Genomic DNA, 11,512 nt, shown 5'->3' with positions numbered 1-11,512 from the left:
CGGTTACATTCCGAACCCGGAAGCTAAGCCTCACAGCGCCGATGGTACTGCAGGGGGGACCCTGTGGGAGAGTAGGACGCCGCCGAACAATCTTTCAGAGAAAGCCCCCTGACGGGATGTCAGGGGGCTTTCTTGTTGTAGGGTCAGTCCCGCACAGTCGTCGGTGGTTAGTACAGGAGGCTCCGCACCGTGGAGGTCCAGGAGACGCGCGTTCAGACCGACCGGGTCCTCACGATCCCCAATCTGCTGAGCATGGCTCGGCTGGTGGGCGTGCCGATCTTCCTGTGGTTGGTGCTGTGGCCGGTCTTCGGTGGGCCGAAGAACGACGGGTGGGCGATCGTCGTCCTGATGTTGAGCGGGGTCAGTGACTACCTGGACGGGAAGTTGGCCCGGCGGTGGGGGCAGATCAGCCGGCTGGGGCAGTTGTTGGACCCGGCCGCGGACCGCTTGTACATCGTTTCCACCCTGGTGGGGCTGACCTGGCGGGAGATCCTGCCGTGGTGGCTGACGGCGTTGTTGGTGGCGCGGGAGGCGTTCGTCGGGGTGGTGCTGCTGCGGCTCAACCGGGCGGGTTACGGGCCGTTGAACGTGAGTTTCCTGGGCAAGGCGGCGACGTTCAACCTGATGTACGCGTTTCCGCTCCTGCTGCTGGGGGTGGGCGAGGGGTGGGTGCACCAGGTTGCGGGAGTGGTGAGTTGGGCGTTCATCTGGTGGGGGACGACGCTGTACTGGTGGGCCGGCGCCCTGTACGCGGTGCAGGCCCGACAGATCCTCCAGGTGGAGCGTTCGGCTGCCGTTTGAGATCGGCATGAGATGTTTTACACGGCCTCCACGGTGAGTCGGACGTTTTCTTCCGGGTAGACATGCGTCGGACCGGTTTGATGGACCCGCAGGGGTTCACCACCGCGAAGGAGGACGCACCCGTAATGAAAGCCGTTGTGATGGCGGGCGGGGAGGGCACTCGACTCCGCCCGATGACTTCCAGCATGCCCAAGCCGCTGCTGCCGGTGGCCAATAGGCCGATCATGGAGCACGTGCTGCGGCTGCTGAGGCGGCACGGCCTCAACGACACCGTGGTGACCGTGCAGTTCCTGGCCTCGTTGGTCAAGAACTACTTCGGTGACGGTGAAGAACTGGGCATGCACCTCACCTACGCCAATGAGGAAACACCGCTGGGCACGGCCGGCAGCGTGAAGAACGCCGAGGACGCGCTGCGGGACGATTCGTTTCTGGTCATCTCCGGTGACGCGCTCACGGACTTCGACCTTTCCGACCTGATTGCCTTTCACCGGGAGAAGGGCGCACTGGTGACGGTGTGCCTGACCCGGGTGCCGAACCCACTGGAATTCGGTATCACCATCACGGACGAGGAGGGGAAGGTCGAGCGCTTCCTGGAGAAGCCGACCTGGGGACAGGTGTTCTCGGACACCGTGAACACCGGCATCTACGTGATGGAGCCGGAGGTCTTCGACTACGTGGCGGCCGGCGAGTCGGTCGACTGGTCGAGCGACGTGTTCCCGCAGCTGCTCAAGGAGGGCAAGCCGGTCTTCGGCTACGTCGCCGAGGGCTACTGGGAGGACGTGGGCACGCACGAGAGCTACCTGAAGGCCCAGGCGGACGTCCTGGAGGGCAAGGTTCAGGTCGAACTGGACGGGTTCGAGATCTCGCCGGGCGTGTGGGTGGCCGAGGGTGCGGAGGTGGACCCGGAGGCAGTGCTGCGGGGGCCGCTGTACATCGGTGACTACGCCAAGGTCGAGGCCGGCGTGGAGCTGCGCGAGCACACCGTGCTGGGGTCGAACGTCGTCGTGAAGAGCGGGGCCTTCCTGCACAAGGCCGTGGTGCACGACAACGTGTACGTGGGGGCGCAGAGCAACCTCCGCGGGTGCGTGGTCGGCAAGAACACCGACGTGATGCGGGCCGCGCGGATCGACGAGGGCGCGGTGATCGGGGACGAGTGCCTGATCGGCGAGGAGTCGATCATCGCGGGCAACGTCCGGGTGTACCCGTTCAAGACGATCGAGGCCGGCGCGTTCGTCAACACCTCGGTGATCTGGGAGTCCCGCGGCCAGGAGCACCTGTTCGGGGTGCGCGGCGTGTCGGGCATCCTGAACGTGGAGATCACGCCGGAGCTGGCCGTGCGGCTGGCGGGGGCGTACGCGACCACGTTGAAGAAGGGTGCGACGGTCACCATCGCGCGTGACCACTCGCGTGGTGCGCGGGCGTTGAAGCGGGCGATGATCTCGGCGCTGCAGACCAGTGCGATCGACGTCCGCGACCTGGAGAACGTGCCGATGCCGGTGGCCCGGCAGGCGACGGCGCGGGGGAGTGCGGGCGGGATCTTCCTGCGGACCACGCCGGGGGTCCCGGACTCGCTGGACATCCTGTTCTTCGACGAGCGCGGGGCGGACCTGTCGCAGGCCGGGCAGCGGAAGCTGGACCGGGTGTACTCGCGGCAGGAGTTCCGGCGGGCGTTCCCGGGCGAGATCGGCGACCTGCTGCACCCGGCGAGCGTGTTCGACTCGTACGCGACGAACCTGTTGCGGGCGGTGGACACCTCCGGGGTGCGGGAGGCCGGGCTGAAGGTCGTGGTGGACGCGGCGCACGGCAGCGCGGGTCTGGTGCTGCCGAGCATCCTGGGGCGGCTCGGGGTCGAGGCGCTGACGGTGGCCGGCGGTCTGGACGAGTCGCGGCCGACCGAGGGCGCGGACGAGCGGCGGGCGGCGCTGGCCAGGCTGGGCGAGCTGGTGGCGTCCTCGCAGGCCGCGTTCGGCGTGCGGTTCGACCCGGTGGGTGAGCGGGTGTCCTTCGTGGACGAGCTCGGTCGGGTGATCCAGGACGACCGGGCGCTGCTGGTGCTGCTCGACCTGGTGGCGGCCGAGCGCCGCTCCGGGCAGGTGGCGCTGCCGGTGACGACCACCCGGATCGCCGAGCAGGTGGCCGCGTACCACGGCACCCAGGTGATCTGGACCACGACCTCGCCGGACGACCTGGCGAAGGCCGCGGCGGCGGACGGCACGGTCTTCGGCGGGGACGGGCGCGGCGGCTTCGTGGTGCCCGAGTTCTCCGGGGTGCTGGACGGCGCGGCCGCGTTCGTGCGGCTGGTCGGCCTGGTGGCGCGGACGCAGCTCACGCTGAGCCAGATCGACGCGCGGATCCCGCAGGCGCACATCCAGAAGCGGGACATCGCGACGCCGTGGGCCGCCAAGGGCATGGTGATGCGCTCGGTGGTGGAGGCGGCCGGCAACCGGAAGCTGGACACCACGGATGGCGTGCGGGTGGTCGAGCCGGACGGCCGCTGGACGCTGGTCCTGCCGGACCCGGCGGAGGCCGTCACGCACCTGTGGGCCGAGGGCCCGGACGACGAGGCGACCGGACGGCTGCTGGACGAGTGGGCCGCGGTCGTGGACGGCGCCGGGAGGTAACGCGGAGGAGACGTGGTGGGGGCGGGCCCGGCGGGCCCGCCCCCACCCGGGTTTGTCACGATCCTGTGCCGAAAGCGTCCTGCGGGGCCGGGAGCTGGTCGTGGGGCACCGCGTGGTCGTGAAACGATGTCCGGCATGCCAGCAACGCCGACGCCGAGTGACCCGGAGGGGCGCTTCCGCCGCCCGGACGCCTCGATGTCCCTGCTGACCACCGTCATGGAGCACTCGCTCGACGACGGGTACGCGGAGGCGGCCCGGGCGCGCGGGGCGGAGGGCAGCTCGCGGCTGCCGACGACGGCCAGGGGGCGGCTGGTGCTGGCCCTGGGGCTGGCGCTGGCCGCGGTCGTGGTGACGGTCGGAGCGGTGAACACGCACGCCGCGGCGCCCGTCCTGGCGCAGGAGCGGGACGCCCTGGTCACCCGGGTCAACGACGCCAACGCGGCGGCCGACGAGCTGCAGCGGCAGGTCGAGGAGGACCGCGACAAGGTCGAGCGGGCCCAGGACGCGGCGCTGCAGACCGGCGACGACGACGTGGCGGCGCGGCTGGCGGCGCAGACCGGGACGGGGGAGATCACCGGTCCCGGTGTCAAGCTGGTGATCGACGACGCGTCCGGCAGCGGTTCGGGCGGCAACGTGAGCGATCCGCGCAACACCACCTCGTACGGCAAGAACGGGCGGGTCAAGGACCACGACCTGCAGTACGCGGTGAACGGCCTGTGGCTGGCCGGCGCCGAGGCGGTCTCGGTGAACGGGCAGCGGCTGACCGCGCTGTCGGCGATCCGGGCGGCCGGTGACGCGATCCTGGTGGACAACCGGCCGCTGGTGCCGCCGTACACGGTGCTGGCGATCGGGGACGGGCCCCGGCTGGCGCAGGCCTTCCAGGACAACCAGGGCGGCCGCTACCTGAAGATCATCCAGGACAGCTACGGGATCCGCTCGACGGTCTCGACGCAGAAGTCGCTGACGCTGCCGGCCGCGCTGGGCGTGACGCTCCGGGTGGCCGGGCCGGAGGCGTCCGCCGAGCCGGGGGCGAGTCCGTCCCCGGGCGCGACCGCGGGTCCGAGCGCGAGTCCGAGTCCGTCGCCGTCGGGGACGGCCTCGGGGACGGCGAGGGCCGGGGTGCCGTCGAAGTCCGCGCGGTCGTCCGCGAAGTCCACTCCCACTGGAACAGGAGCTGCTACACCGTGATTGCCGTACTGGGTCTGCTGATCGGCGTGGTCGTCGGCGTTTTCGTGCAGCCGGAGGTGCCGAACGCGGTGGTGCCGTACCTGCCGATCGCGGTGGTGGCGGCGCTGGACGCGGTGTTCGGCGGCGTGCGGGCGATGCTGGACGGGATCTTCGACGACAAGGTCTTCGTGGTGTCGTTCCTGTCGAACGTCGTGGTGGCGGCGCTGATCGTGTTCCTGGGCGACCAGCTGGGCGTGGGGTCGCAGCTGTCCACCGGCGTGGTGGTGGTGCTGGGGATCCGGATCTTCTCGAACGCGGCGGCGATCCGCCGGCACGTGTTCAGGGCGTAGGGGGCTGCTGTGAGCGAGGAGCGGGAACCGCGGGAGCGGGACGCGGAGCCGGACGGGACGGCGGAGGTGCCGGAGTCGGCGCCGGAGCCGGAGGCCCCGGTGGACCCGCCGGAGGCGGTGGCCGGGGAGCCGGCCGGGGAGAAGCCGGCCGCGGCGGCGTCGCGGGAGCCGGTGGCGCTGCCGTCGGACGGGCGGACGCGGCTGCTGGCGGCGCTGTGGCCGCCGCGGGTGTCGCGGGGGCAGCTGGTGGTGGCGCTGCTGCTGTTCGCGCTGGGCCTGGCGCTGGCGATCCAGGTGCGCTCGACCAACGACCACAGCGAGCTGCGCGGGGCCCGCCAGGAGGACCTGGTGCGGATCCTGGACGAACTGGACGGCAAGCAGCAGCGTCTCCAGTCGGAGAAGACCCAGCTGGAGCAGTCCCTGGCGCAGTTGGAGAACTCGTCCAACCAGGCCAAGGAGGCCCAGGAGCAGACCCGGAGGAAGGCGGCCGAGCTGGGCGTGCTGGCGGGGACGGAGAAGGCGACCGGCCCGGGGATCGTGCTGACGATCGATGATCCCCAAGGGCAGGTGAAGGCGGATATGCTGCTGGACACCCTGCAGGAACTCCGAGCGGCGGGGGCGGAGGCGATTCAGATCAACGACGTGCGCGTGGTGGCCGGTACGTACTTCACCGACAACTCGTCGGGCGGCGGCGTGCAGATCGACGGCAAGAGCGTCTCGCAGCCGTTCCGCTTCACCGTGGTGGGCAACCCGCAGGACCTGACTCCGGCGCTGAACATCCCCGGTGGCGTGGTGCGCAGCCTGGAGAACCATCAGGCGAGGGCGACCATCGTCCAGCAGCAGAAGGTGCTGGTGGACGCGTTGGCCACGCCGAAGCCGTTGCAGTACGGCAAGCCGGCGGCGAAGTGACGGGGCGCGCTCCGTACGGTTCGTCAGCTGCGGGCGGCCCCCGGTGGTGGGTTTCCGCAGCGGGTCGGCGACACTGGGTCTTACCGTTCGTCAGTCCCCGGTCCGATGCCGGGCCCACCGCCACACCGAGCCTTGAACCCTGCCCCGCGGGCGGTTCTGTCACACGCAAGGGGATTCGCCCGTGAGTTTTTTCTCGAAGCTGTTCGGCCGGAACAAGAAGGCCGAGGAGGCGCCCACCGCGCGCTACCGGCAGGAGGAGGCCGGGGTGCCCCCGATGCGTCCGGCGCCGGAGGGGCAGCGGCCGATGTACCGGGACGACGTGACCCAGGGCGCGGGCGTCCCGACCGGGCAGTTCGACACGGCGTACGGCGCGTCGGTTGATTCGTCGGGCGGGCCGCGCATAGGTTTCGCGTCAGGACCCTCAACCTCCGGTGGAGGGTTTGTCCCGGACCCCTATGCCGGGCACGTCCAGTCGGGTGTGCCGCGCCAGGAGGCTGTGAACATGGCTGGCACCAGCCCGTGCCCGCGGTGCGGCAACCGGAACCCGGCGCAGGCCCGGTTCTGCTCGAACTGCGGCACTCAGCTGCGTGGCGGCGGGTTCCCGGAGGGGGCGGCCGAGACCACCTCGACCATCTCGATCTCCGGCATCGAGTCGTACGACCCGACGGCGACCTCGACGGGCGCCACGCCGGCGCTGTCGGCCGAGGTGATGGCGGCGATCGACGCGCTGCCGCCGGGCTCGGCGCTGCTGATCGTGCAGCGCGGCCCGAACTCGGGCAGCCGGTTCCTGCTGGACTCGGACGTGACCACGGCGGGGCGGCACCCGCAGGGTGACATCTTCCTGGACGACGTGACGGTGTCGCGTCGGCACGTGGAGTTCCGTCGGCAGCACGACGGCGGCTTCTCGGTCGCCGACGTGGGCAGCCTGAACGGCACCTACGTGAACCGGGAGCGGATCGACGAGGTGCTGCTCAGCAACGGCGACGAGGTGCAGATCGGGAAGTACCGGCTGGTGTTCTTCGCCAGCCACCACCGGGGGTACTGACCACTTCTCCGTTGGGAGCCCGAGTGACCCCACAGATTTCCACCCCGTCCCTCGGGGCCTCGCCCGTGCCGGCCTCCCGCCGCACGGGCGAGGCGCGCCGGCGGGGCGACGAGCTGCTGTCGATCGGCGCGGTGCTGGCCTTCCTGCGGGACGACTTCCCGGAGGTGACGATCTCCAAGATCCGCTTCCTGGAGGCGGAGGGCCTGGTCGAGCCGCAGCGCACCCCGTCCGGCTACCGGAAGTTCTCGTCGGCGGACGTGGAGCGCCTGGCGTACGTGCTGCGGATGCAGCGCGACCACTACCTGCCGCTGCGGGTGATCCGCGAGCACCTGGACGCGATCGAGCGCGGCGAGCAGCCGCCCGCGCTGCCCGGCGCGGAGGCCCGGCCGGGGCCGCTGGAGGAGGCGGACCGCGAGCTGGCGGCCGCGGCCGCCGGGCCGGGCGGGGTGCGGCTGGGCCGGGCCGAGCTGATCGCGGCGGCCGAGGCGCAGGAGCGCGAGCTGGTCGAGTGGGAGGCGTACGGGCTGGTGCAGCCGGGCCCGGACGGCGGCTACGACGGGGACGCGCTGCAGATCGCCCGGCTGGTGGCGGAGCTGGGCCGGTTCGGCCTGGAGCCGCGGCACCTGCGGGCGATGAAGGCGGCGGCCGAGCGCGAGGTGGCGCTGGTGGAGCAGGTGGTGGCGCCGCTGCGGCGCCACCGCAACCCGCAGACCCGGGCGCACGCCGAGGCGACGGCGCGGGAACTGGCCACCCTGTCGGTGCGGCTGCACGCGGCGATGGTGCAGGCGGGACTGCGGTCCAGGGGCTGAACGGCCGGTGGCGGGCGGGCGGCGGCGGTCCCGATCGGGACGGCCGCTGCCTGCTGCGCTTTCCTATCGGGGGCGCGCGCCCTAGGGTTGCTGGTGTGAATGAGCTCGACGTCGTGGGTGTCCGGGTGGAAATGCCCTCCAACCAGCCGATCGTGCTGCTGCGCGAGGTCGGCGGGGACCGCTACCTGCCGATCTGGATCGGGCCGGGGGAGGCCACCGCGATCGCCTTCGCCCAGCAGGGCATGACCCCGGTGCGGCCGTTGACGCACGACCTGTTCAAGGACGTGCTGGGCGCGCTCGGTCACCAGCTGACCGAGGTGCGGATCAACGACCTGCGGGACGGGGTGTTCTACGCCGAACTGGTCTTCGCCGGTGGTGTCGAGGTGAGCGCGCGCCCCTCGGACGCGATAGCGCTGGCGCTGCGCACCGGTACGCCGATCTACGGGAGCGAGGAGGTGCTGGCGGAGGCCGGCATCTCGATCCCGGACGAGCAGGAGGACGAGGTGGAGAAGTTCCGCGAGTTCCTGGACCAGGTCTCGCCGGAGGACTTCGGGGGCGGCCCGCAGTAGGCCGGGCCGCGCGGCGCCGCCGACCGGCGGTCCGCCGCTAGCCCGGGTGGTGGTGGGTCGCAACTCGGGGTTGCTGAAAAGTCGTTCCGCTACCCGCGCATGGGGCACGAATAACCACTCTTTGGGGTGAAGTTTGTGGAAGCCCCCGGCGTGGCGATCGTTGACGGTGCTCGGGCGACTGCCTACCGTCAGGTGATGGCCCGCCGGACGGGCCACCCGCAGCCCGGGGCCCGTCAGGGCTCCTGCGGGTCCCGTGGGGCCTGGGGCGGAATGGACGGAGGTTGGCGATGAGCGGCACCGGCGACGAGACGCGTTCCGGAGCGCTGTGCGCGGTGCACCTGCCGCGCGCCGGCCGGGCTCTGATCGGGCGGCCCTGGCGGCCCGAACCCGAGGCGGAGGAACTGCCCCGGCTCGGCCGCTTCCCGGCCGTCCAGCCCGGGCAGCCCGCGATCGAGCGGCTGGCCCCGACGTCCGCGCTGGTCGGCTACCGCGGCCCGACGGCCTGCGCCGCGGCCGGCATCACCTACCGGCAGCTCGACTACTGGGCGCGCACCGGCCTGCTGGAGCCCTCGGTGCGCTCCGCGTACCCGGCGGGCGCGCAGCGGCTGTACAGCTTCCGGGACATTCTGCTGCTGAAAATCGTCAAGCGGCTGCTGGACGCGGGCGTGTCGCTGCAGAACATCCGGGTGGCCGTCACCCACCTGCAGTCCGCCGACCAGGGCGGGCTGACCGGGCTGACCCTGATGTGCGACGGCGCGACGGTCTACGAGTGCACCTCGCCGCAGCAGGTGGTCGACCTGCTGAACGGCGGCCAGGGCGTGTTCGGCATCGCGGTCGGCGCGGTCTGGCAGGAGCTGGAGACCACCCTGGGGCGGCTGCACGGCGAGCGCACCGACACCGGCGAGACGCTGGTCGGCGACGACCCGGGCGACGAGCTGGCGCAGCGGCGCAACCGCGCGGTCTGAGGGCGCGGCGGGGGCCGGGGAACCGGCGGGCGCGTCCGGGTCGTCCTGGACGGTGTGTCGACGATCTTGAGGCGGGCGGGGCGGCGGGCCCGGAGCGGGTGGCGGGCGGTGCGGCCGGTGGGCCGGCGGCGGCAGCGCCGGTGGTTCCAGGCGGTGCTGCTGTGCTCCGTCCTCGGGCTGGCGCCGAATGCGTGGCTGTACCTGACCCAGTCCGCGAAGGTCGGCACGGTGGCGAGCGCGCCCGAGGCGCCGGTCGCGGTGGTGTTCGGCGCCGGGCTGGTGGAGGGCGAGCCCTCGCCGTACCTGGCGCACCGGCTGGACGCGGCACTGGAGCTGTACCGGGCGCACAAGGTGCGGGCGATCCTGGTCACCGGCGACAACGGCACCGTGCAGTACGACGAGACCGACGCGATGCGCGGCTACCTGATCGAGCGCGGGGTGCCCGCGGTGCGGGTGGTCGGCGACTACGCGGGCTTCGACACCTGGGACTCGTGCAGCCGGGCGCACCGGGTCTTCGGCGTGGACCGGGCGGTGCTGGTCAGCCAGACCTTCCACGTCCGGCGGGCGCTGGCGCTGTGCGAGGCCGCCGGGATCGACGCGTACGCCGTCGGGGTGGAGGAGTGGCACGACACCACCTGGAGGTACGGCGGGCTGCGGGAGACGGCCGGGGCGGTGAAGGCGGCGGCCGACGTGCTGCTGCGGCCGGACCCGACCTTCCTCGGGCCGCACGAGGACGGGGTGGTGCGGGCGCTCGCGGACGCGGCCCCGGCCGGGTAGGCCGGATTGTCGGTGCGGCGGGGGATGATCGGGCGGTGCGGACCGTGCCGAGCATCATCCACCTCGACATGGACGCCTTCTTCGCCGCGGTGGAGCAGGCGTCCAAGCCGAGCCTGCGCGGGAAGCCCGTCATCGTCGGCGGCCTCGGCGGGCGCGGCGTGGTCTCCACCGCCTCCTACGAGGCCCGGAGGTTCGGCGTGCACTCGGCGATGCCGATGGCGCAGGCCCGCCGGCTGTGCCCGAACGCGGCGTTCCTGACCGGCCGGTTCGACGCCTACCGGGCCAACAGCGAGATCGTCATGGGCCTGCTGCGGGAACGCTCCCCGCTGGTCGAACCGCTCAGCCTGGACGAGGCGTTCGTCGACCTGGAGGCCGGTCCGTACGGGCCCGCGCTGGCCGCCGCGACCACGCCCGCGGAAGCGGCGCAGCTGGTGCTGGCGCTGGCCGAGGACCTGCGGGCCGACATCGTCGAGCGCACCGGGCTGACCGCGTCCGTCGGCGCGGCCGGCTCCAAGCTGATGGCGAAGATCGCCTCCGAGCGGGCCAAGCCGGACGGGCTGGTGCTGATCGAACCCGGCACCGAGCGCGCGCTGCTCGCCCCGATGCCGGTGCGGGCGCTGCCCGGGATCGGCCCCGCCACCGAGCAGGCGCTGCGCCGCGCCGGGCTGACCACGGTCGCGGACCTGGCCGGGGCCGGCTACGAGGAGCTGGTCGCGCTGCTCGGGAAGGCGCACGGCGCGGGCGTGTTCCAGATGTCGCTGGGCTGGGACGAGCGGCCGGTGGTGCCCGACCGGGACGCCAAGTCGGTGTCGGTGGAGGACACCTTCGAGGTCGACCTCGCCGACCGGGACCGCATCGTGCGTGAGATCGAGCTGCTCGCCGCGAGGTGCGTGCGCCGGCTGCGGGCGGCCGGGCGCTCCGGGCGGACGGTGGTGCTGAAGGTCCGCCGCTTCGACTTCTCGACGCTGACCCGCTCCGAGACGCTGCGCGGGCCGACCGACGACGCGGAGGTGATCACGGCGACGGCGCGCCGGCTGGCGTCGCAGGTCGACGTCACGGGCGGGGTGCGGCTGCTGGGCGTCGGCGTCGCGCAGCTCGCGGACTTCACGCAGGAGGACCTGTTCGCGCAGCTGGAGCGGGAGGAGCGGGAGGGCCGGGAGGAGGACGCGGTGCCGGAGGAGGAGACGGCGGCGGTCGCGGAGCCGGCGGCGGCCGAGCCGGCGGCGCGGCGGTGGTGGCCGGGGCAGGACGTGACGCACCGCGAGTTCGGGCCCGGGTGGGTGCAGGGCAGCGGGGTGGGGCGGGTGACGGTGCGGTTCGAGACGCCGTACTCGGGGGTGGGGAAGGTGCGGACGTTCGCGGTGGGGGACGAGGAGCTGGAGGCCTCGGGCGCGCTGCCGCTGCGGGCGGCGGCGGGGTAGGGGCGGGGAGAAGGGACGGACCCCCGCGCCGATGCCCTTGGCGCGGGGGTCCGTTCACTGCTCGCGTGTGTCCAGGAC

At 72.5% G+C, this 11,512-nt stretch carries 11 protein-coding genes and 1 rRNA gene; all 12 read left to right on the top strand.

Translation table 11 applies throughout. The features are described 5' to 3' along the window. Positions 1-88: ribosomal RNA gene (gene rrf, locus ACZ3J7_RS08070) — 5S ribosomal RNA — on the top strand; the annotation flags it as partial. Positions 89-189: 101 nt separating this feature from the next. Further along, entirely contained in the window at positions 190-801 is a 612-nt protein-coding gene (locus tag ACZ3J7_RS08065; protein WP_465617998.1) for a CDP-alcohol phosphatidyltransferase family protein, read from the top strand. Positions 802-926: 125 nt separating this feature from the next. Further along, positions 927-3,422, top strand: a complete 2,496-nt coding sequence (locus ACZ3J7_RS08060) for a sugar phosphate nucleotidyltransferase (protein ID WP_465617996.1) — start codon at positions 927-929, stop codon at positions 3,420-3,422. A gap of 126 nt (positions 3,423-3,548) precedes the next feature. Beyond that, positions 3,549-4,610, top strand: a complete 1,062-nt coding sequence (locus ACZ3J7_RS08055; protein ID WP_465617994.1) for a DUF881 domain-containing protein — start codon at positions 3,549-3,551, stop codon at positions 4,608-4,610. Continuing rightward, positions 4,607-4,939: a small basic family protein gene (locus ACZ3J7_RS08050; RefSeq protein ID WP_014134681.1), complete on the top strand. Its 333-nt coding sequence runs from the start codon at positions 4,607-4,609 to the stop codon at positions 4,937-4,939. The genes ACZ3J7_RS08055 and ACZ3J7_RS08050 overlap by 4 nt, the downstream gene beginning before the upstream one ends. Positions 4,940-4,948: 9 nt before the next feature. Next, positions 4,949-5,848, top strand: coding sequence for a DUF881 domain-containing protein (locus ACZ3J7_RS08045; RefSeq protein WP_465617991.1), 900 nt, complete (start codon positions 4,949-4,951; stop codon positions 5,846-5,848). Positions 5,849-6,350: 502 nt separating this feature from the next. Then, entirely contained in the window at positions 6,351-6,893 is a 543-nt protein-coding gene (locus ACZ3J7_RS08040; protein WP_465617989.1) for an FHA domain-containing protein, read from the top strand. A 65-nt stretch (positions 6,894-6,958) separates the two neighbouring features. Continuing rightward, complete coding sequence (gene ftsR, locus ACZ3J7_RS08035) at positions 6,959-7,702, top strand: transcriptional regulator FtsR (RefSeq protein WP_465618036.1); 744 nt, start codon at positions 6,959-6,961, stop codon at positions 7,700-7,702. Between the two features lie 95 nt (positions 7,703-7,797). Next, entirely contained in the window at positions 7,798-8,271 is a 474-nt protein-coding gene (locus tag ACZ3J7_RS08030; RefSeq protein ID WP_014134677.1) for a bifunctional nuclease family protein, read from the top strand. 287 nt (positions 8,272-8,558) lie between these two features. Beyond that, complete coding sequence (locus ACZ3J7_RS08025; protein ID WP_465617987.1) at positions 8,559-9,236, top strand: MerR family transcriptional regulator; 678 nt, start codon at positions 8,559-8,561, stop codon at positions 9,234-9,236. A gap of 108 nt (positions 9,237-9,344) precedes the next feature. Beyond that, positions 9,345-10,013, top strand: a complete 669-nt coding sequence (locus tag ACZ3J7_RS08020) for a SanA/YdcF family protein (protein ID WP_465617985.1) — start codon at positions 9,345-9,347, stop codon at positions 10,011-10,013. A gap of 35 nt (positions 10,014-10,048) precedes the next feature. Next, positions 10,049-11,434, top strand: coding sequence for a DNA polymerase IV (locus tag ACZ3J7_RS08015; RefSeq protein WP_465617983.1), 1,386 nt, complete (start codon positions 10,049-10,051; stop codon positions 11,432-11,434). The last annotated feature ends 78 nt before the right edge of the window (positions 11,435-11,512 follow it).

Source organism: Kitasatospora sp. NPDC015121 (assembly GCF_055562955.1).
The sequence above is the reverse complement of the archived record's forward strand: the minus strand, read 5'-3'. Positions and strand labels throughout refer to the sequence as shown.